The sequence below is a fragment of the Streptomyces sp. NPDC048196 genome (assembly GCF_040652715.1).
Classification (GTDB): domain Bacteria; phylum Actinomycetota; class Actinomycetes; order Streptomycetales; family Streptomycetaceae; genus Streptomyces; species Streptomyces siderophoricus.
The window spans coordinates 1-20,543 of record NZ_JBEZMM010000061.1 but is presented as its reverse complement, the minus strand read 5'-3'; the positions used below and the strand labels follow the sequence as shown (position 1 = coordinate 20,543).

Sequence of the window (20,543 nt, the reverse complement as noted above, 5' to 3'; positions counted from 1 at the left end):
ATCTGTTAGGAAACCTTCCAATCGATGAACAGGAAGGTAGGCGGCGCACCGGGCGGCGTCAATGGGTGCGGCGGGGTGAGTTGGCCGAACGCAGCCGGCGCACAGGTCGTCACCGGAGGGCGCGCGGGCAGCGGGCGGCGCACGCGGAACGGGGCCGGCGTACACGGAAGGGAGGGGCGCACCGCGCAACGGCGGCACGCCCCTCCCTTTCCTGTACGGCGAGTGGCGGCCTGCTACACCGACTTCGGCGCCGCCGTCAGCGGCTCCACGGCCTGCGCCTGCGGCGACGTGGGGTTGTTGAGCGCCGAGGGGGCGGCGATGGTGGCGGCGGCGTCGGCGGCGGGGAGCTCTTCCTCCTCGTCGGGGGCCGGACGCGGGGCGAGGTGGACGCCGGCGGCGTCCAGGGCCCGCTTGATGCGCCAGCGCAGTTCGCGCTCCACGCCCGCGGCCTTGCCCGGCATGGTCCTGGCGGCGACCGAGAGGGTGACCGTGTCGAGGTGCACCTCGCTGAGGCCGAGCACCTCCACCGGCTCCCACAGCTGCTCGTTCCACGGCTCGGACTTCGACATCTCCGCACCGGCCGCGGTGATCGTGTCGCGGGCCCGCTGGAGGTCCTGGTCGGCGGCGAGGACGACGTCCACGGCGGCGGTGGACCAGCCCTGGCTGAGGTTGCCGATCCGCTTCACCTCGCCGTTGCGGATGTACCAGATCGCGCCGTTCGGGCCGCGCAGCTTGGTGACCCGCAGGCCGACCTCGATGACCGTACCGGTGGCCACCCCCGCGTCGATCTCGTCGCCGACGCCGTACTGGTCCTCCAGGATCATGAAGACGCCGGAGAGGAAGTCCGTGACGAGGTTGCGGGCACCGAAACCGATCGCGACGCCCGCCACACCCGCGCTCGCGAGCAGCGGCGCCAGGTTGATCTTCAGGACCGACAGGACCGTCAGCGCGGCCGTGCCCATGATCACGAAGGAGGCGACGCTGCGCAGCACCGAGCCGATCGCCTCGGACCGCTGCCGGCGGCGCTCGGCGTTGACCAGCAGCCCGCCCAGCGCGGTGCCCTGGGCGGCGGCCGCGGTGCGGTTCATCCGCTCGATGAGCTTGGTGATCGTGCGGCGTATCACATGCCGCAGCACGACCGCGATCACGATGATGAGCAGGATCTGCAGGCCGGACGTGAGCCACGTCCCCCAGTTCTCCTGAACCCAGCCGGCGGCGTTGGTGGCCTTCTCCGTGGCGTCGTCGAGCGAGGACGAGCCGGTGGAGCCGGCGGGGGCGGCGCGCAGATGCGCGGCGGCAACCGTCGAAGCGGACCAGAACACAGTCGAACCTTCCGTATGGGACAGCAGACCCGGGCCGGTGTGGGTGCCGGCGACCGGGCTGGCCAACCACACTAACGGGGCAACCTGGGTGGCCCGCGCCCGTGTTCGACCGGTCACGTCCGCGGAAGGCCGTAATGAGCCGTATCCGACGGGACCGGCGGGGGTGTGGTGGAAAACACCTCAGGGCCGTTACCCGGTCATGGTGGCGCTCCGACCAGGCACCGGGGGACACTGTGGAGAGATCGTCCCGGCGCGAGCCACGCGCCGCCGGCGTACAAGGAGGCACCCGTGCCGCATGTCCTGGTCCTCAATGCGTCGTACGAGCCGCTCGGCGTCGTACCGCTCCGCCGCGCGCTCATCCTCGTCCTCAATGAGAAGGCAGTCAGCCTTGAGGAGTCCGGCGCCCTGATGCACAGCGCGACCCGTGTTGTTCCGGCCCCCAGTGTGGTCCGCCTGAAGCGGTTCGTGCGGGTGCCCTTTCGTGGCCCCGTGCCACTGACCCGCCGGGCGCTCTTCGCGCGTGACGGCGGGCGATGTATGTACTGCGGTGGCGTCGCAACCAGCGTCGACCACGTCATCCCGCGCAGCCGCGGAGGTCAGCACACCTGGGAGAACGTCGTCGCCGCCTGCCGGCGCTGCAACCACGTCAAGGCGGACCGCCATGTCGCCGAGATCGGCTGGCGGCTGCGCCATCAGCCCGCCCCGCCGTCAGGGCTGGCGTGGCGGATCATCGGCACGGGGCATCGTGATCCGCGCTGGCTGCCGTATTTGCAGCCGTACGGCGCGGACGACGCCTTGGCCCGGATCGATGCCGTGTCGGCATAGACCGGGCCTTTGTCGTGTCCGGGCGGGAGGAACCTGGTTCCGTCCGCCCGGACACGACGAGCAGCCGGCCGCGGGCCTCGGCCGTCACCCGCGGGCTTCGGCAGTCATCTACGGTCTTCGGCAGCTATGTGCGGTCTGCGGGCTTCGGCAGTTACGTGCGGTCTTCGACAGCTATGTGCGGTCTTCGACAGTCATCTGCGGTCTTCGACCGCGTAAGCCTCCACCGACCACAGCGAGTACCCGAACCGGGTCGCCCGCTTGTCGCCCTGGATGCGGACGAAGCGGGCATCCTTCGCGTCCATCCTGATCGACTCCCGGCCGCCCTTGCCGTCCCGTACGGTCGCGGCCGTACGCCAGCTGCGGCCGTCCGGTGAGACCTGGATGCGGTAGCGGGCGGCGTAGGCGTCCTGCCAGTGGAGGACGAGCCGGCCCAGGCGCGTCGGGTGGGCCAGCGCGAACTGCAGCCAGGCGCCGTCCTCGGCGGGGGAGGACCAGCGGGTCCCGGGATTGCCGTCGGTGGCCGCGGACGCCGGGAAGTCGGGGGTCTCGTCGCCGGAGGACGTGGCGACCGTGCCGCGCGCCAGGTCCTTCCCGCCGGTGCGCGGATAGGCCCGTACGGTCAGGGTCTGCTCGGCGCCGTCGAACTCCACCGGGATCCGGTACGTGCCGGAGGGCGTGCCCTCGGGGACGTCGACGGTGAGCGGGACCGTCGTGGTGCCGCCGCGCGGCGCGGTGACCTCCTTGGGCGCGTGCACGGTGAAGCCCTTGGGAGCCTTGACCGTCAGCCTGCCGCGGACGTCGCCGGGGCGCCGGGAGAAGATCCGGGCGTCCACCCGGGCACTGCCGCCGGTCTGCGCGTCCGATTCCGTACGGGACAGTTCCAGACCGGCTGCCGGAGTGTCCGCGAACCACGGGGTCAGGGCGTGCACGGACGGTGCCTCGGCGCCGTTCGCCCAGGTCAGCCGGACCCCGTCGGCCCGCAGCCGGGGCGTGGCGGACTCCGTCCAGCCGGTCGCGGAGAGCCGGCCGAGGCGGCGCCAGCCCTCGCCGGGGACATGGGCCTCCAGGGAGACGGCGCCCGCGGCCGGGCCGGGCTCGGTCAGTGCGGTGACCGCGGCCAGCGGGCGGACCCGGCCGAACGGCACGGTCAGCGCGGTCGGGTCGGCGCCCTCATCGGGGCGCGGGGTGTCGCGCCGGGCGCCGGTCCAGGCGTCGGCCTCGGTCATCGCCCGGTCCAGGAACGGGGCGAGCACCCCCTTGCCGACGGTCGCCGGGCTGTGCGCGATCTCCTTGCGCAGTCGCTGCACCTCCCGCTGTGCCGACCAGGCGGCGTCCCCGTCGTCCCGGGCCTGCGCCAGGAGCGTGTCCACGGCCTGCTCGCCGGCCTGTCCGTAGCGGGCCAACTGTGCGGCCCAGGGCCGGACTTCGGCGGCCAGGTCGGAACGGAGGTCGTCGGGTGCGGTGCTCATGGTGTGGAAGGCCGCCCGCAGCGCCTTCGCCGCCTTGGCGTAGTCCGCGTCGTCGCCCGGCCGGCCGGTGTTGACCGCGGTCTCGCGGGTCTCCCAGAAGCGGTCGATCAGCGGCCGCAGATAGCCGGACTCGCTCGTGTTCAGCAGCGAGGACGCGGCGTTCCCGGCCAGGGCGCGCAGCGCCGCCCGGCCCCGCGGGGCGCCGCCCGCCAGGTCGTCGATGGCCGCGTCCCAGGATTCCGCCGGCTGGTAGGCGCGCGGGTTCCAGGCGTAGTCGGCGGCGGTGAACAGCGGGATGCGGGACGCCAGCGGCTGTTCCATCGCGTTGGCGAGCAGCGCCGCCGACCCGGTGGCCACGGCCGGTTCGCGGCCCCGGTACGGGCCGAGGAAGATCCGGTCCTGGGCGTAGTCGTTGACCGGGTAGTTGTCCATGGTCACCAGGGGGTGGCCGAACGCCTGGCGGGCGGTCACCAGCTCCCCGCCGGTGATGGTCCGCGGGACCACGCCGACGCCGGTCCAGGCCACCTCGACCCGGCCGCCGAGCGCCTCGGCGAGCGCGTCGCGGTACGCCGTCGAGCCGTTCTGGTAGTACTCCGTCGGCATCAGCGACAGCGGCGCGGCGTCCGGGTGCCGTTCGTGGAGGTGGTCGGCGAGCGCGTTCGCGACCTTGGCCTGGGCCCGGGCGGCGGCCCCCGGCCCGGTGCCGAAGGCGTCCTCGTCGGCGCCGCAGTGCCATTCGTCGTAGGCGACGTCCTGGAACTGGAGCTGGAAGGAACGCACGCCCAGTGCCCACATCGCGTCCACCTTGCGGCGCAGCGCCCGCAGGTCCTCCTGTGAGGAGAAGCACAGCGCCTGCCCGGGGGCGAGGGCCCAGCCGAGCGTGACGTGGTTGGCGCGGGCCCGCTCGGCCAGCGTCCGGAACGCGGCGCGCTCCTCCGCCGGGTACGGGTCGCGCCAGCGCGCCTGGCGGTACGGGTCGTCGCCGGGCGCGTACAGATAGCGGTTCTGTTTGGTGCGGCCCATGAAGTCCAGCTGGGCCAGGCGCTGCGCCTGGCTCCACGGCTGCCCGAAGAAGCCCTCCGTGGTGCCGCGCACGGCCGTGCCGGGCCAGTCCCGCACGACCACGGACGCCAGCTGCCGGTGGCCGCCCGTACCGTCCGTGACGAGCTGCCGGAGGGTCTGCGCGGCGTGGAAGAGGCCGTCCGGGGCGACGCCGTCCAGCGCCACCGTGTCGCGGCCGTCGACCTGGCCCACGGCGAGGCGGTAGCCGCCGGCGGGTAGGTCGCCGCGGGCCGGTGCGCGCAGGGCCCGCAGGGCGTCCTCGGCCTGGGCGCCGCCGATCCGGATCACCGGCCCGGCCGCGGGCAGCCGCTCACCGGGCGCGACCTGGTGCACCGTGCGCACCCCGGCGTCCCGCAGCAGACCGCGCACCACGTCCAGTGCGTAGGGGTCGGTGCCGGGGGCGGCGACCACCACGGCCGCGTCGCCGAGCGGGACCGGGTCGCCGAGCTCGCGCAGCGACTGCGGGCGCGGCCAGACGGCGGGCAGCTGCCCCGCCCCGGCCGGCCGGTCCGGCTGGTCGGGACTGCCGACGGCCGGGTCGGCCGGCGCCGCCTGGGCGCTGGGCACCCCGCCGAGCAGGCCCCCGATGACGGCGGCGGCCAGTGCGGTGGTCCCCGCCACCCGTGCCCGGGTGCCCGCGCCGCTCCCCCTGCCGTTCCTACCGATTCTTCCGACGCCCCACACGCCCCGGCCTCGCACGGCTGCTCCTCGTCCGCGTCCGCTGCTCGCCGGCTCGCGCCGGCCCCCCGTATGTCCCCTGAACAATCCGCTGGTCTCCCCCGCCGAGGTCCGTTCGGACAGACCTTCGGCCGTGAGCCCACCATTGTGGCGGTGAGGGTGTCAACCGGGCGATGGCGGGGGCCTGGGACGGGCGGCTCCGGGCCGGTCACGGCGGCTGCCGCGGGACGGATCCGCAAGGGTCGCCGGTCCGCAGAACTTCCTGCGCCGGGCCCGCTCGCACCGCGTTCTTCGCGCACCGCGGCGGCGTGCGCGGGGAAATCGCCTGCGTACGGCATACTGTGACGTGAGTCACGTTTCGTGGGAGATTGCGTCTGCGATCGTGCCGACTGGGTAGGGCCCACGTGTCCCACTACCGATGAACGGGAGGCCCTCGTGGCCGCATCCGCTCAGCTGCTCCTCGACGCCCTGTCCTCCAAACCGGGAGGTGCGACCGTGGAGCGCGATCTGTTCGCCGGGGTCTCCGACCCCGATTCCGGCCTCGACGGCTCCGGCTCCTACAGCTTCGCCGAGCCGCCCCTCACCAGCGAGCCGCCGCTCGCCGACGCCGCGCCCCTGACCAGCGAGGTCCCGATCGCCGCCGAGCTGCCGCTGACCAGCGAGCCGACAGCCGCCGGCCTGGGGACGGAGTCCATGGAGGTCTGACGACCCATGGGCCGCGCGCGGCTCGCCCGGTTGCACGGCGTCGCCACGTCGTACGAACCGGCACCGGGCAGAAGCGTCCAGATCACCGACGACACCGTCGTCGCCGTGCTCGCCGCACTGGGGGTCGACGCCTCGACCCCGCACGCCGTACGCGCCGCACTCGCCGCGTACGAGGACACCGCGGGCCGCGCCCTGCTCCCCCCTTCCGTCGTCGCCCGCCCGGGCCGGCCGCCCGACCTCACCGGCCTCCCCGAAGGCACCGCCCTGCGGGTGGAGGCCGAGGACGGGCAGTTCCACGACGTACCGCACCAGCCCCACGGCGGGCCGCACGAGGGCGCCGGACCGGCGCTCGCCCGGCTGCCGCTGGGCCTGCACACCCTGCACGCCGAGGCGCCCGACGGCCGCGCCGCCCGCGCCCGGCTGATCGTCGCTCCCGATCGGGTGCCCGCACCACCCGCCCGTAGTCACGGTTTCCTGGTGCAGCTGTACTCCCTGCTGTCCCGGCACTCCTGGGGCATGGGCGACCTCGGCGACCTCGCCGATCTCGCCGCCTGGTCCGGCCGCGCCCTGGGCAGCGGATTCGTCCAGCTCAACCCGCTGCACGCGGCCGTCCCCGGCCCACCCACCGACCCCTCGCCCTACCGCCCCTCCTCGCGCCGCTTCCCCGACCCGGTCCACCTGCGGATCGAGCAGATCCCGGAGTACGCCCAGCTGACCGGCGCCGCCCGGTTACGCGCCGACGAGCTGGCCGCGCGGGCCCACGCACTGCGCGACGGCGTACTGGAACGGGGCGCGCTGATCGACCGGGACGCGGTCTGGGAGCTCAAGCGCGAGGCCCTGGAGCTGCTCTGTGCCCTCCCGCTCTCACCGGGCCGGCGGGCCGCGTACTGCGACTTCCTCGCCGAGCAGGGCCGGGCGCTGGAGGACCACGCCACCTGGTACGCGCTCGCCGAGCGGCACGGCCCCGACTGGCGGACCTGGCCGGCCGGGCTGCGCGACCCCCGGTCCGCCGACACCGCCCGGCTGCGGCCGCGGCTGATGGACCGGATCGACTTCCACTGCCGGCTCGCCTGGTTCACCGACCAGCAGCTCGCCGCCGCCCAACGGGCCGCCGAGGAGGCCGGGATGCCCGTCGGGCTGGTGCACGACCTCGCCGTCGGCGTGCACCCCTCCGGCGCCGACACCTGGGCCCAGCAGGACGCGTTCGCCGCCGGGATGTCCATCGGGGCGCCGCCGGACGCCTTCAACGCCCGCGGGCAGGACTGGGGCCTGCCGCCGTGGCGCCCGGACGCGCTGGCCGCCACCGGCTACGCCCCCTACCGCGAGCTGCTGCGCGGACTGCTGCGGCACGCCGGCGCCCTGCGCATCGACCACGTCATGGGACTGTTCCGGCTGTGGTGGGTCCCCGAGGGCCGGCCGCCGACCGAGGGCGCCTACGTGCGCTACGACGGGGAGGCGATGCTCTCGGTACTGGCCCTGGAGGCGCACCGGGCCGGCGCCGCGGTGATCGGCGAGGACCTGGGCACCGTCGAACCGGGCGTGCGCGAGGCGCTCGCCGAGCGGGGCGTCCTCGGCACCTCGGTCCTGTGGTTCGAGCGGGACTACGCCGGTGTGGACCCGGCGACCGGCGGCGAGGCCCGCATCCTGGCCCCCGACGAGTGGCGCGGCGACTGCCTCGCCACCGTCACCACCCACGACCTGCCCAGCACCGCGGCCCGGCTGACCGGCGACGACCTCGCCCTGCGCGAACGGCTCGGCCTGCTCGCCGGGCCCCCGGAGCGCGAACGGTCCCGCGCGAAGTGCGAGCTCGCCGCCTGGTTCGGGGAGCTGACCCGCCGCGGCCTGCTGCCCGAGGGCACCGGCGACGAGGAGGCGGTCGTCAAGGCCGTGCACCGCTTCCTGCTGCGCACCCCGGCGCAGCTGGTCGGGGTCTGGCTGCCGGACGCGGTGGGGGACCGGCGCCCGCAGAACCTCCCGGGCACCTGGGAGGAATACCCGAACTGGCGGCTGCCGGTGGCCGGTCCGGACGGACGGCCGCAGACCCTGGAGGAGCTGGCCGCCTCCCCACGGCTGCACGCCTTGATGCGCGAACTGGCCGACGGCAAGCGGTAGCCGGGTTGCCGCCGGGCCGTTGCCGTTGCCGTTGCCGTTGCCGTCGCCGCCGTCACCCGGCGCCGCAGCCGGGGCCGGGGGAGCCGCTGCGTTGCCGATGCCCACCCCGGGCGCGCGGGGCGGCGGGGCGTCCGATACGTTGATGTTCGTGAGCAACAAGGTCAAGAAGAATGCCCTGCGCGCCGGAACCGTCACTGCCGGCACCGCGCTGATGCTGCTGATGTCGTCCCCCGCGTTTGCGCTCACCCGCGACGATGGTGACGACCCGGGTCCCGGTCTGAACGTCGCCCAGACGCTCGGCCTTTATGTCGCTGCCCCCATCGTGATCTTCCTCGTCATCGCCGGACTGGTCATGCTGACCGACAAGTCCCGCAAGACGAAGTCCCAGGGCTGAGCCCCGGCCGTACCCCCGGGCCCGCACGGGCCCCGGCGACCTTCCAGGGCGCCGCTCGGTGACAACAACCGAGTGGCGCCCTTTGTCGTACCCGGCTATTTCCGCAGGTGAAAAACGGGTTGCGAGGCGGCTATCGCGCAATTTTCGGCCGATTTGCGCGAACGGATCACTTAACCGGAGCACACCTACGATGACGTAACCTACGCAGCCGTAGGTTCAACCTACGGTCCCGTAGCTCATCGTCCCCAGGAGTTCCCCGTGACCATTGCCCCCGCCCACAACGGAGAGCTCGGCCAGGCCGCGTGGAGCGACGCCAAGCTTCTCTACGCACTCGAAGAGGTCGTCGAGAAGGAGCTCAACCGGCACCTGAAGGTCGCCAAGGAGTGGATGCCCCACCAGTACGTCCCCTGGAGCGACGGCCGGAACTTCCCCGGTGTGCTGGAGGACGGCGAGGCATGGGCGCCCGAGCAGTCCAAGGTCAGCGACATCGGCCGGACCGCCCTGGTGGTCAACCTCCTCACCGAGGACAACCTCCCCAGCTACCACCACGAGATCGCCACCCTCTTCGGGCGCGACGGCGCCTGGGGCACCTGGGTGCACCGCTGGACCGCCGAGGAGGGCCGGCACGGCATCGTGATGCGCGACTACCTGCTCACCAGCCGGGCCGTCGACCCGGACGAGCTGGAGCGGTTCCGCATGGCCCACATGTCGGAGGGCTTCGAGGCCGACAACTCGCACAGCATGCTGCACTCGGTGGCCTACGTCGCCTTCCAGGAGCTGGCCACCCGGATCTCGCACCGCAACACCGGCCACCACTCCGGTGACCCGGTCTGCGACCGGATGCTGGCCCGGATCGCCGCCGACGAGAACCTGCACATGCTCTTCTACCGCAACCTGCTCGGGGCGGCCTTCGAGATGGCCCCCGACCAGACCATGTGCGCGGTACGGGACGTGGTCACCGGCTTCCGGATGCCCGGCCACGGCATCCCCGGCTTCGAGCGGGCCGCCGCCCGGATGGCCCTCGGCGGGATCTACAACCTCCGGATCCACCACGACGACGTGCTGCAGCCCGTCCTGCGCTTCCTGAAGGTGCTGGAGATCGGCGGCCTGGGGCCGGCCGGTCTGGCGGCCCAGGAGGAGCTGGGGCTCTTCATGGACGGCCTCGACGGCCAGGCCCGCAAGTTCGAGGAGCGGCAGGCGGCCATCCGCGCCCGCCGCGAGGCCCGCCGCTGAGGCGAGCCGGTCGAGGGACGAGGGCCGGGGCCCTGGGCGAGGCAAACCTTTCAGATTTTCTGCAAGGAGTGCTGGGAAATATTCGATGGACCTGATGGTTCTGGGGCTGTCACGGTGGAGATCCACCACCCCCGAGGAGAGGAAACCGTGGCAGTTCTGGAACGGGTCCGCGACCGTCGCACGCCGCTGTCCGCGCAGGGAGCCGGGCTGGCGCTCGCCCTGACGGCGACCGTCGTCTGGTCCGGCAACTTCGTCATCGCCCGCGCCCTGCACGACACCGTCCCGCCCGTCCAGACCGCCTTCTGGCGGTGGGTCATCGCGCTGCTCGCGGTCGCGCCGTTCGCCGCCGGCCGGGTCCGCCGCGAGTGGCCGGTCATCCGCCGCCACCTCGGCTTCCTCACGCTGGCCGCGCTGCTCGGAGTCACCCTCTTCAACACCCTCATCTACCAAGCGGGACGCTCCACCTCGGCCACCAACATGGCCATGATCGCGGCCGCCTCGCCGGTGCTGATCGCCCTGTTCGCCCGCGGCGGGGAACGGCTCGGCGGGCGGCGGGCCGCCGGGATGGCCCTCGCGCTGGCCGGCGTGGTGACGCTGGTCGGCAAGGGCTCGCCGGCCGCCGTCCTCGGTCTCGACTTCGCCGGCGGCGACCTGTGGATGCTCGCCGCGACGGCCACCTTCGCCGGCTACAGCGTCCTGCTGCGCCGCCGCGCCGAGGGGATCGGCGGGATGTCGTTCCTCTTCATGACGTTCGCGCTCGGCGCCGCGATGCTGCTGCCCGCGTACGGCGTCAGCCTCGCCGCGGAGGGCGGCTTCGCACCCACCGCGCAGACCGTCGGACCGCTGCTCTACATAGGCGTCTTCTCGTCCGCCGTCGCCTACTTCACCTGGAACAAGGCCATCGCCCTGATAGGCGCCGCGCGGGCCGGGGTCGTCTACTACCTCCAGCCGGTCTGCGTCGCGCTGCTGTCGTTCGCCGTTCTGAGTGAGGCCGTGACGCCCGTGCAACTGCTCTGCATGGTCCTGATCGTCGCGGGCGTCGCGCTCGGTGCCGGCGGCCGCCGCTGACTGCGTACGCTGCCGGCATGGCCGACTGGGACATCAAGAAGCTGCGGATCCTGCGGACCCTCCAGGAGCAGGGCACGGTCACCGCGACCGCCGAGGCGCTGCACATGACGCCCTCGGCGGTCTCCCAGCAGCTGACCGGGCTGGCCAAGGCGCTCGGAGTGACGCTCCTGGAGGCGCACGGCCGACGGGTGCGGCTGACCGGCGCCGCCCAGCTGGTGCTGCGGCACGCCGAAGCGGTCTTCGCCCAACTGGAGCGCGCCGACGCGGAGTTGCTCGGCTACCTCCAGGGCGACGCCGGACAGGTGCGGGTCGGGGCCTTCTCCACCGCCATCCCCGCGCTGGTGGTCCCCGCCGTCCAGGAGCTGCGCCGTACGCATCCGGGACTGTCGGTCGTCGTACGGGAGGCGGAGGCCGAGGCCGCGTACGAGCTGCTGGCGGAGGGCAGCGTCGACCTGGCGCTCTCACTGGCGGCGCACGCGCCCACCCCGCGCGATCCCAAGTTCAGCCGGGTCGCGCTGCTCGCCGACCCGCTGGACGTGGCGCTGCCGGCCGGGCATCCGCTGGCCGGCGAGCCCGGGCTGCGCCTCGCCGACCTGGCGGGCGAGCCGTGGATCTTCGGCAGCAGCGGGCCCTGGTCCCAGATCACCACCACCGCCTGCGAGAACGCCGGATTCGTGCCCGAGCGGGCGCACGCCGCGGCCGACTGGAACGCGATCTGGGCGATGGTCGCGGCAGGGATGGGGGTCGCGCTGGTGCCCCGGATGGCGATGGCGGGCGGCATTGGCGCCCTGGAGCGGGGCGGCCCCGGTGAACGGGAAGGGGGCGGGCCCGGCCCCGGGGTCGCGCTGCGGGTGCTCTCCGGGGACCAGCCGCGCCGCCATGTCGTCGCCGCCGTCCGGCGCGGCTCCGAAGGGGCGCCGGGGCTGGCCCGGGTGCTGGCCGCGCTGCGCCAGGCGGCGGTCGACCAGGCACCGGGCGAGGCGGGCGGCCATGGTTCCGGATGGCACACCCAGACCATTCAGCCGAGCTGAATATATTCCTCAAAAACTTTCGATGGACCTGTGGAGTGGCCGCTGCGACCGTGGAGTGGTCCGCACCTTGACGACCACGAAGGGCAATGATGACCGCCACCCCGGCCGCCCACTCCACTGATCCGCACGCCAACGACGCCCAGCCGTACGCCGGCGGCGACCCGTACGCCGACTACCGCGGCGGCGACTTCGCCTTCACCTCGCTCGTCGACCTCGCCGACCGCCGCTTCGGCGCCGGCGTGATCGCCGCGAACGACGAGTTCTTCGCCGAGCGCGAGAACCTGCTGAAATCCACCCCGGCGGTCTTCGACCCCGAGCACTTCGGCCACAAGGGCAAGATCATGGACGGCTGGGAGACCCGGCGCCGGCGCGGAGCCGACGGCGACCACCCCTTCCCGACCGACGACGAGCACGACTGGGCGCTGATCCGCCTCGCCGCCCCCGGCGTGATCCGCGGCATCATCGTCGACACCGCCCACTTCCGCGGCAACTACCCCCAGCAGGTCACCGTCGAGGCCACCTCGCTCCCCGGCAGCCCCGGCCCCGAGGACCTGCTCGCCCCCGACGTGAAGTGGGAGGAGCTCGTCCCGCGCACCCCCGTCCGCGGGCACGCCGCCAACGGCTTCGAGGTCGGCGTCGAGCGCCGCTTCACCCACCTCCGCCTCAAGCAGCACCCCGACGGCGGCATAGCCCGCCTCCGGGTCCACGGCGAGGTCGTACCGGACCCGGAGTGGCTGGACGTGCTCGGCACGCTCGATCTGGCCTCCGTGATGCACGGCGGCACCGTCGAGGACGCCTCGGACCGCTTCTACTCCTCGCCCACCCAGATCATCCAGCCCGACCTGTCCCGCAAGATGGACGACGGCTGGGAGAACCGCCGCCGCCGGGTCAAGGGCACCAACGACTGGGTGCGCTTCCGCCTCGCCGCACAGGGCGAGATACGCGCGGTGGAGATCGACACCGCGTACCTCAAGGGCAACTCCGCGGGCTGGGCCGCCCTGTCGGGCTGCGACGGCGACCCGGCCGACGAGTCCTCCTGGTTCGAGATCCTGCCGAAGACCAAGCTCCAGCCGGACACCCCGCACCGCTTCAAGCTGCCGCAGACGGTGACGGCCACCCACATCCGCCTGGACGTCTTCCCCGACGGCGGCCTCGCCCGCATGCGCGTGCACGGCAGCCTCACCGAGGCCGGCCGCGCCGAGCTCGGCCGCCGCTTCGACGCGCTCAACGGCTGAGCCGCACCTCTTCCGCCCACCGGGCCCGCAGGAGGGGAACGGGCCCGGTGGCCACGGCCCGCCCGGCGGACGGCAGCGCAAACGGGCGCCGTCCACCGGGCGTTCCCACCGCTGTGCCTCCAACTCCCGCACACTAGGGGGAGTTGGAGGCATCGGTTGGTGGCTCCGGCCGGTTACGCCGCGCCGGCCGCCGCGTCCGCCGCCTGGGCCTTCAGCGCCCGCTCGATCCCGGCCCGGGACTCGGTGACCAGCCGGCGCAGCGCCGGGCTCGGCTCGGCCGCGTCCAGCCAGGCGTCCGTGGCGTCCAGCGTCTCCTGCGAGACGTGCAGCGACGGGTAGAGGCCGACCGCGATCTGCTGGGCCATCTCGTGGCTGCGGGCCTCCCAGATCTCCTTCACCGCGGCGAAGTACTTCATGGTGTACGGCGCCAGCAGCTCCCGCTGGTCAGTCTGCACGAAGCCGCCGATGACGGCCTCCTGCACGGCGTTGGGCAGCTTGTCCGACTCCACGACCGACGCCCAGGCCTCGGCCTTCGCCTCCGCCGTCGGCCGCGCCGCGCGCGCCGAAGCGGCGTACCGCTCGCCCGCCGACGTCCGGTCCCGCTCCAGCTCCGCCGCGATCGCCTTCTCGTCCGCCCGGCCGGTCGCCGCCAGCCGGTGCAGCAGCGACCAGCGCAGCTCGGTGTCCACGGCCAGCCCGGGGACCTCCTCGCTACCGTCCAGCAGACCCTGCAACAGGGCGAGCTGCTCGTCCGTGCGCGCCGCCGCGGCGAACGCCCGGGCCCACGCCAGCTGGTGGTCGCTGCCCGGCTCGGCCGCCCGCAGGTGAGCGAGCGCCGCCTCGGTCCAGGCCGCCAGACCCGTCTCGCGCCACTCCGGCGCCGCGTACAGGTCCAGCGCCAGCTTCACCTGGCGGTGCAGCGACTGCACCACGCCGATGTCGGACTCCTTGCCGACGCCCGACAGGACCAGCGACAGATAGTCACGGGTGGCCAGTTCGCCGTCCCGCGTCATGTCCCACGCCGACGCCCACGACAGCGCCCGCGGCAGCGACTCGGTGAAGTCCCCGAGGTGCTCGGTGACCACCTTCAGCGACTCCTCGTCGAGCCGCACCTTCGCGTACGACAGGTCGTCGTCGTTGAGCAGGACCACGGCCGGGCGCCGCTTGCCCACCAGCTGCGGGACGGCGGTCAGTTCGCCGTCCACGTCCAGCTCGATCCGCTCGGTGCGGACCAGCTTGCCGGAGCCGTCCAGCTCGTAGGCGCCGATCGCGATCCGGTGCGGCCGGAGCACCGGCTCGCCCTTGGCGCCGGTCGGCAGCGCCGGGGCCTCCTGGCGGACCGCGAACGAGGTGATCACGCCGTCCGCGCCCACCTCGATCTCCGGCCGCAGGATGTTGATCCCCGCGGTCTCCAGCCACTTCTTCGACCAGGTCGCGAGGTCCCGGCCGGAGGTCTCCTCCAGCGCGCCCAGCAGATCGCTCAGCCGGGTGTTGCCGTAGGCGTGCCGCTTGAAGTAGGCCTGTACGCCCTTGAAGAACTCCTCCATCCCGACGTACGCGACCAGCTGCTTCAGGACCGAGGCGCCCTTCGCGTACGTGATCCCGTCGAAGTTCACCAGCACGTCGTCCAGATCACGGATCTCGGCCATGATCGGGTGGGTGGACGGCAGCTGGTCCTGCCGGTACGCCCAGGTCTTCATGGAGTTGGCGAACGTGGTCCACGAGTGCGGCCACTTCGAGCCCGGTGCGTACGCCTGGCAGGCGATCGACGTGTAGGTGGCGAACGACTCGTTCAGCCACAGGTCGTTCCACCACTCCATGGTGACCAGGTCGCCGAACCACATGTGCGCCAGCTCGTGCAGAATCGTCTCGGCGCGCACCTCGTAGGCCGCGTCGGTCACCTTCGAGCGGAAGACGTACTGGTCGCGGATGGTCACCGCGCCCGCGTTCTCCATCGCGCCGGCGTTGAACTCCGGCACGAAGAGCTGGTCGTACTTCGCGAACGGGTACGCGTAGTCGAACTTCTCCTGGAACCAGTCGAAGCCCTGCCGGGTGACCTCGAAGATCGCGTCCGCGTCGAGGTGCTCGGCCAGCGACGGACGGCAGTAGATGCCCAGCGGCACGGTCCGCCCGTCCTTCTGGTACGTGCTGTGCACGCTGTGGTACGGGCCCACGATCAGCGCGGTGACGTACGTCGAGATCCGCGGCGTCGGCTCGAACCGCCAGATGTTGTCGGCCGGTTCCGGCGTCGGCGAGTTCGAGATCACCGTCCAGCCCTCCGGGGCCTTCACGGTGAACTGGAACGTGGCCTTCAGGTCCGGTTGCTCGAACGAGGCGAACACCCGCCGGGCGTCCGGCACCTCGAACTGCGTGTACAGGTACGCCTGCTGGTCCACCGGGTCGACGAACCGGTGCAGGCCCTCGCCCGTGTTGGTGTAGGCGCAGTCCGCGACCACGGTCAGCTCGTTGCGGCCGGCCCGCAGCCCCGGCAGCACGATCCGCGAGTCCTCGAACACCGAGGCCGGGTCCAGCAGCTCGCCGTTGAGCGCCACCTTGTGCACGGTCGGCGCCACCAGATCGATGAACGAGTCCGCGCCCGCCCGGGCGACGTCGAACCGCACCGTGGTCGTGGACCGGTACGTACCACCCTCCTGCGCGCCGGAGAGATCGAGATCGATCTCGTACCCGTCCACACTCAGCAGCTGCGCCCGCTGCTGCGCCTCGTCGCGGGTCAGATTCGTGCCAGGCACCCGTTCATCTCCTTCGCATTGATCAACGCATCGGACTCTTCGGCCATCCTTCCACGTGGGGCTGAGGTGCCGGATGGGTATGCATCGGGGTGGCGAGGGTGTGGCTACGCTCGGTAGCGTCGAGGGTGGGGAGGTCAGTGTGAGTCTTCCGCCGGAGGACGTCGCCTTCGTCGACGAGTACGCCGCCCGGACGGAGGCGGGGTCCCGGTCGGCCGCGCTACACGCCGCCATCGAGCTGCTTCGCGCCTCCTGGCTGGCGGCCGACTATGACGCCGCATTCGCCGAATGGGAGGCGAGCGAGGACGCCGCGTTCTGGGATCGGTTTGCGGGGGACGGCATCTCCGATGAGGCGTGGTGACATCTACCTGGTCGACCACGAGCCCGTGGCCCGGCTGCTCCGCCACATCGGCTCGGTGCCCCGCCGGCGCATGGCGGAGATCGACGTCGCGCTCCGGCGGCATCTGGCGCTCTGACCGCGGCGGACCGCGTCCGCTCCGCACCACGTCCGCTCCGGCCGCCGCGGACCACGTCGTCCGATACCCGCCAGTGCCGGGCGCATGCGGCGGGGGACCGTGGACGCATGACGACCTACACCCTGCTGCCCGTCCCGCCCGCCGCGCTGAAGGAACTCCGCGTGACCGATGACGCCGGGCGGGCCGTCGAGCCGTACACCGCCCGGGAGGACGGCGTCCCCGTGGACTGTGTCGGCAGTCCGCTGCGGTGCTGTCTGCGCGGGATCCGGGCCGGGGAGCGGGTGGCGCTGGTGTCGTACGCGCCGTTGCGGCGGTGGGCCGCGGAGACCGGGGCCCGGCCCGGGGCGTACGACGAGCAGGGGCCGGTGTTTCTGCACGCGGAGGAGTGCCAGGGCCCGGACCCCGGCGCGGACCGGTACCCCTTCGACCGGCCCGGCGCCCTGCGCACCCTGCGCCGCTACGACCAGGCCGGGCGGATCGTCGGCGGGCGGCTCTTCGAGATCCCCGAGGACGCCACGGCGGGCTTCGACGCCGCCCTGGCCGAGGCGTTCGCCGACCCGGAAGTGGCGCTGGTGCACGTCCGGGCCGTGGAGTACGGGTGCTTCCAGTTCGAGGTGCGGCGCGGCTGACCCGCCCCGGGGGCGAAGCGACCCGGGCAACGCAACGGGCCGGGGCCCGTACGGAGGGTGAGAACTCCGTACGGGCCCCGGCCCGCGAGCAGGCGGGTCAGCCGCGCAGCTCCGCGGCGACCAGCTCCGCGATCTGCACGGCGTTCAGCGCCGCGCCCTTGCGGAGGTTGTCGTTGGAGACGAACAGCGCCAGGCCGTTCTCGACGGTCTCGTCGGCGCGGATCCGGCCCACGAAGGACGCGTCCTGTCCGGCGGCCTGGAGCGGGGTGGGGACCTCGGAGAGGGTCACACCGGGGGCGCCGGCCAGCAGCTCCTGCGCCCGGGCCGGGCTGAGCGGCCGCGCGAAACGGGCGTTGATCTGCAGCGAATGGCCGGTGAAGACCGGGACGCGGACGCAGGTGCCGGACACCTTCAGGTCCGGGATCTCCAGGATCTTGCGGCTCTCGTTGCGGAGCTTCTGCTCCTCGTCGGTCTCGCCCAGACCGTCGTCGACGATCGAGCCGGCCATCGGCAGCACGTTGAAGGCGATCGGACGGACGTACTTGTCCGGCTCGGGGAACTCCACCGCCGAGCCGTCGTGGGTGAGCTTGGTGGCGTCCTGGTCGATGACCTTGCGGACCTGCCCGTCCAGCTCCTCCACACCCGCCAGGCCGCTGCCGGACACCGCCTGGTACGTCGCGACGACCAGCGAGACCAGGCCGGCCTCGTCGTGCAGCGGGCGCAGCACGGGCATGGCGGCCATCGTCGTGCAGTTCGGGTTGGCGATGATGCCCTTGGGGCGGTCGGTGATCGCCTGCGGGTTGACCTCGGAGACGACCAGCGGCACCTCGGGGTCACGACGCCAGGCCGAGGAGTTGTCGATCACCACGGGACCGGCGGCGGCGACCTTCTCCGCCAGCGCCTTGGACGTCGCACCGCCGGCCGAGAAGAGGACGATGTCCAGCCCCGAGTAGTCGGCGGTCGCCGCGTCCTCGATCGTGATCTCGGTGTCCTGCCACGGCAGCGTCCGTCCGGCGGACCGGGCCGAAGCGAACAGCCGCAGCTGCTCGACCGGGAAGTTCCGCTCGGCGAGAATGCCCCGCATCACGCCGCCGACCTGTCCGGTGGCTCCGACGATTCCGACCCTCATGGGACTCCTTCTTTCTGACCTGACTTAGGTGTCTGTTCGGAACACCTGCTCAGTAGTGCCTCCATCATGTGTGTGACACCCGTCGCCTTGTCCAATCCATTCCATTCTGTGGCGGTGGAGGGACGGGGAGCGTGACGGAACGCATACGCACCGCGCGGTGCGTATGCGACTACCCAGCGTGCGGCACGCGGGGCGGGTCCGGTGCTCACGCACGGTGACGATCACCTGCGCTGCGTGGCGGCGCCGGACGGTGATACCCCGCGCGGTGAACGCGCGGTGGCCGGCGGTCGCACCCCCGGACAGGGGCCCGTGGCGGTTCCGTGACCGGCAGATCCCTGTGCGGTGATGCGTTCCCGGCGTTGCGGTGGCGTTCACGCGCAGGTCATTCCCGCTGCCAACCATCCCTGGTGACAGGGCAGTTGTGCCGCCGGAGGGCCGCGGGGAGTCCCACCCCGCCGGTCACCGGTCCCGGCCGCCTTCGCGTTCGCACCCGGGGAGCCCGCGCATGTCCCGCATCCGGTCCGCCACCGCCAGTATCGACCGCCGCACGTTCCTCGCCGCCACCGGAGCCGCCGGCGCCGCGACCGGACTCGGCCTCACCCTCGGCATCGGCCCCGACCGGGCCGCCCAGGCCGCCACCACCGTCACCCCGGGGCCGGCCCCGGCCGCACCGATCGCCGTGGAGGCCCCGGCCGTCCCGCGCGTCCCGTACACCAAGGGCACCACCCTCGGCGGCGTGGCCACCCCGCGCGGGAGGGGAGGGTACCGGCGGCTGGCCGACGGGCCCGGCTGGGGCCGGGTGGTCCGCACCGAGCTGGCCGGCGCCCACGGCGGACGCGAGCGGCGCCGGACCGCCCTGGCGTCGTTCGTACAGCTCACCGACCTCCACCTGGTCGACGTCCAGAACCCGCTGCGCTACGAGTACCTGCGCGCCCAGACGGCCAGCGCCTGGCGGCCGCAGGAGGCGCTGTCCGTGGCCGGGGTCGTCTCGCTGATCGAGCGGGTCAACGCCCTGCCGGGCGGGCCGGCCACCGGCGCGCCGCTGGCGTTCGTGATGACCACCGGCGACAACACCGACAACAACTCCAAGCTGGAACTGGAGTGGTTCCTCACCGCGATGAGCGGCGGCCGGATCACCCCCAACTCCGGCGACCCGCGCCGCTACGAAGGCGTCCAGGACAGCGGGCTCACCCTCTACTGGCAGCCGGACAGCCCGCTGCACGACGCCGACAAGAAGCTCGGCTTCCCGCGCCTGCACGGCTTCCTCGACGCGGCGATCCGCACCGTCCACAGCCCCGGGCTGCGGCTGCCGTGGTACTCCACGGTCGGCAACCACGACTCGCTGCCCGGCGGCTGCTACGCCCCCGGCGACCCGTTCTGGACGGAGATCGCCACCGGGCACCGCAAACTGGAGACGCTGCCCGCCGCCGAGGCCGCCAAGGTCTGGAAGGCCGTCAAGGACGGCCTCGACCCCAAGGGCGCGGACTTCAAGCGGCTGCTGAAGGCGCACGCGAAGCAGGCCAGGACGGTCACCCCCGACGAGCGCCGCGCCCCCTTCACCCGTGCCGAGTACCTCCGCGCCCACCTCGACCCGGCGCACACCGGCCACGGCCCGCACGGCCACGGCTACACCGCCGCGGCCCTGGAGGAGAACCGCCTCTACTACACCTTCCGGGTCTCCGACGACGTACTGGGCATCAGCCTGGACACCACGGACCCGGGCGGCCACTACACCGGCTCGATCGGCGAGACCCAACTGCGCTGGCTGGAGCGGACCCTGAAGGCGAACGACCGGGGCGAGAAGGCGCACGTCCTGGTCTTCAGCCACCACACCGGCAAGACCATGACCAACACCCGGCCCGACCCGGCCCACCCGCACGAGAAGCGGCACGGCGGCGCCGAACTGGTCGAGCTGCTGGCCGCGCACCCCCGGGTCGTCGGCTGGATCAACGGCCACAGCCACAAGAACGAGATCGTCGCGCACGGCACCTTCTGGGAGGTCTCCACCGCCTCGCACATCGACTTCCCGCAGCTGGCCCGGGTCATCGAGCTGGTCGACAACCACGACGGCACGCTGTCGCTGATCGCCACCCTCGTCGAGTCGGCCGCCCCGCACCGCACGGACTTCACCGACCTCTCCCAGACCGGCCTGGCCGCCCTCTACCGCGAACTGTCCTTCAACGCCCCGGAAGCCCGCACGGACCTGGCAGGCACGGCCCGCGACCGCAATGTCGAGCTGCTGCTGAAGCGGAGGTGAGGGGCGGGGCCGGCCGGGGCGGGATGGCCGGTCGGGGCCGGGGGACGGCGGGCCCTGAGGGGGCGGGGCCGGGGCACCTAGGTGTATTGACCTGGAGCGTTGTTCACGCGGCTGATGGGTGGCTTGCCGCCGAGTGCGGTGTGGCTGCGGTGGTGGTTGTAGGTGTGGAGG

Annotated in this window: 16 protein-coding genes; 12 read left to right on the top strand and 4 right to left on the bottom strand. The window is 73.0% G+C overall.

All coding sequences use genetic code 11. The features are described 5' to 3' along the window. Window positions 1-233 precede the first annotated feature (233 nt). On the bottom strand, window positions 234-1,322 hold the full coding sequence (locus AB0E02_RS34545; RefSeq protein WP_362147142.1) for a mechanosensitive ion channel family protein: 1,089 nt from the start codon (window positions 1,320-1,322) through the stop codon (window positions 234-236). Between the two features lie 288 nt (window positions 1,323-1,610). Between AB0E02_RS34545 and AB0E02_RS34540 the strand changes: the two genes are divergently transcribed. Then, entirely contained in the window at window positions 1,611-2,147 is a 537-nt protein-coding gene (locus tag AB0E02_RS34540; RefSeq protein ID WP_018538909.1) for an HNH endonuclease, read from the top strand. Window positions 2,148-2,338: 191 nt separating this feature from the next. Here AB0E02_RS34540 and AB0E02_RS34535 read toward each other — a convergent pair whose 3' ends face one another. Then, the gene (locus AB0E02_RS34535; RefSeq protein ID WP_362147139.1) at window positions 2,339-5,299 is read right to left on the bottom strand and encodes a beta-N-acetylglucosaminidase domain-containing protein; all 2,961 of its coding nucleotides are present in this window, start codon (window positions 5,297-5,299) and stop codon (window positions 2,339-2,341) included. Window positions 5,300-5,791: 492 nt separating this feature from the next. On the opposite strand from AB0E02_RS34535, the gene AB0E02_RS34530 reads away from it, so the two are divergent. The 7 genes from AB0E02_RS34530 to alc all read left to right on the top strand — a co-directional run bounded on the left by AB0E02_RS34530 (window position 5,792) and on the right by alc (window position 13,134). After that, window positions 5,792-6,061: a hypothetical protein gene (locus AB0E02_RS34530; RefSeq protein ID WP_030415544.1), complete on the top strand. Its 270-nt coding sequence runs from the start codon at window positions 5,792-5,794 to the stop codon at window positions 6,059-6,061. Window positions 6,062-6,067: 6 nt separating this feature from the next. Next, window positions 6,068-8,173 (top strand): 4-alpha-glucanotransferase, encoded by a 2,106-nt coding sequence (gene malQ / locus AB0E02_RS34525; protein WP_362147135.1) that lies wholly within the window; start codon window positions 6,068-6,070, stop codon window positions 8,171-8,173. A gap of 148 nt (window positions 8,174-8,321) precedes the next feature. Next, complete coding sequence (locus AB0E02_RS34520) at window positions 8,322-8,567, top strand: hypothetical protein (RefSeq protein WP_362147133.1); 246 nt, start codon at window positions 8,322-8,324, stop codon at window positions 8,565-8,567. Window positions 8,568-8,825: 258 nt separating this feature from the next. Further along, window positions 8,826-9,800 carry an acyl-ACP desaturase gene (locus tag AB0E02_RS34515; protein WP_362147130.1) on the top strand — a complete coding sequence of 325 codons (975 nt, stop codon included), beginning with the start codon at window positions 8,826-8,828 and terminating at the stop codon, window positions 9,798-9,800. A 156-nt stretch (window positions 9,801-9,956) separates the two neighbouring features. Continuing rightward, complete coding sequence (locus tag AB0E02_RS34510) at window positions 9,957-10,868, top strand: DMT family transporter (RefSeq protein WP_362147180.1); 912 nt, start codon at window positions 9,957-9,959, stop codon at window positions 10,866-10,868. 17 nt (window positions 10,869-10,885) lie between these two features. Further along, window positions 10,886-11,899 (top strand): LysR family transcriptional regulator, encoded by a 1,014-nt coding sequence (locus AB0E02_RS34505; RefSeq protein WP_362147127.1) that lies wholly within the window; start codon window positions 10,886-10,888, stop codon window positions 11,897-11,899. A gap of 89 nt (window positions 11,900-11,988) precedes the next feature. After that, window positions 11,989-13,134, top strand: coding sequence for an allantoicase (gene alc, locus AB0E02_RS34500; RefSeq protein ID WP_362147124.1), 1,146 nt, complete (start codon window positions 11,989-11,991; stop codon window positions 13,132-13,134). A 173-nt stretch (window positions 13,135-13,307) separates the two neighbouring features. Here the strand turns inward: alc and pepN are convergent, their stop codons facing one another. Then, on the bottom strand, window positions 13,308-15,884 hold the full coding sequence (gene pepN / locus AB0E02_RS34495) for an aminopeptidase N (protein ID WP_362147122.1): 2,577 nt from the start codon (window positions 15,882-15,884) through the stop codon (window positions 13,308-13,310). Window positions 15,885-16,023: 139 nt separating this feature from the next. Here pepN and AB0E02_RS34490 point away from each other — a divergent pair, with 139 nt between their 5' ends. From AB0E02_RS34490 to AB0E02_RS34480, 3 genes are all read left to right on the top strand, one after another. Then, on the top strand, window positions 16,024-16,242 hold the full coding sequence (locus tag AB0E02_RS34490; protein ID WP_362147119.1) for an antitoxin: 219 nt from the start codon (window positions 16,024-16,026) through the stop codon (window positions 16,240-16,242). Then, window positions 16,229-16,357, top strand: coding sequence for a hypothetical protein (locus AB0E02_RS34485; RefSeq protein WP_362147117.1), 129 nt, complete (start codon window positions 16,229-16,231; stop codon window positions 16,355-16,357). The genes AB0E02_RS34490 and AB0E02_RS34485 overlap by 14 nt, the downstream gene beginning before the upstream one ends. A gap of 107 nt (window positions 16,358-16,464) precedes the next feature. Beyond that, window positions 16,465-16,986: a DUF1203 domain-containing protein gene (locus AB0E02_RS34480; protein WP_362147114.1), complete on the top strand. Its 522-nt coding sequence runs from the start codon at window positions 16,465-16,467 to the stop codon at window positions 16,984-16,986. 97 nt (window positions 16,987-17,083) lie between these two features. Here the strand turns inward: AB0E02_RS34480 and AB0E02_RS34475 are convergent, their stop codons facing one another. Continuing rightward, window positions 17,084-18,115 (bottom strand): aspartate-semialdehyde dehydrogenase, encoded by a 1,032-nt coding sequence (locus AB0E02_RS34475; RefSeq protein ID WP_362147111.1) that lies wholly within the window; start codon window positions 18,113-18,115, stop codon window positions 17,084-17,086. A gap of 505 nt (window positions 18,116-18,620) precedes the next feature. Here AB0E02_RS34475 and AB0E02_RS34470 point away from each other — a divergent pair. Further along, on the top strand, window positions 18,621-20,372 hold the full coding sequence (locus tag AB0E02_RS34470; protein ID WP_362147109.1) for a TIGR03767 family metallophosphoesterase: 1,752 nt from the start codon (window positions 18,621-18,623) through the stop codon (window positions 20,370-20,372). The last annotated feature ends 171 nt before the right edge of the window (window positions 20,373-20,543 follow it).

What these genes read in the sequence shown, in the direction of transcription:
- AB0E02_RS34470 (WP_362147109.1), top strand. Translation starts at nt 18,621, where the DNA reads ATGTCCCGCATCCGGTCCGCCACCGCCAGTATCGACCGCCGCACGTTC.
- malQ (WP_362147135.1), top strand. Translation starts at nt 6,068, where the DNA reads ATGGGCCGCGCGCGGCTCGCCCGGTTGCACGGCGTCGCCACGTCGTAC.
- AB0E02_RS34475 (WP_362147111.1), bottom strand. Translation starts at nt 18,115, where the DNA reads ATGAGGGTCGGAATCGTCGGAGCCACCGGACAGGTCGGCGGCGTGATG.
- AB0E02_RS34485 (WP_362147117.1), top strand. Translation starts at nt 16,229, where the DNA reads ATGAGGCGTGGTGACATCTACCTGGTCGACCACGAGCCCGTGGCCCGG.
- AB0E02_RS34505 (WP_362147127.1), top strand. Translation starts at nt 10,886, where the DNA reads ATGGCCGACTGGGACATCAAGAAGCTGCGGATCCTGCGGACCCTCCAG.
- AB0E02_RS34480 (WP_362147114.1), top strand. Translation starts at nt 16,465, where the DNA reads ATGACGACCTACACCCTGCTGCCCGTCCCGCCCGCCGCGCTGAAGGAA.
- alc (WP_362147124.1), top strand. Translation starts at nt 11,989, where the DNA reads ATGACCGCCACCCCGGCCGCCCACTCCACTGATCCGCACGCCAACGAC.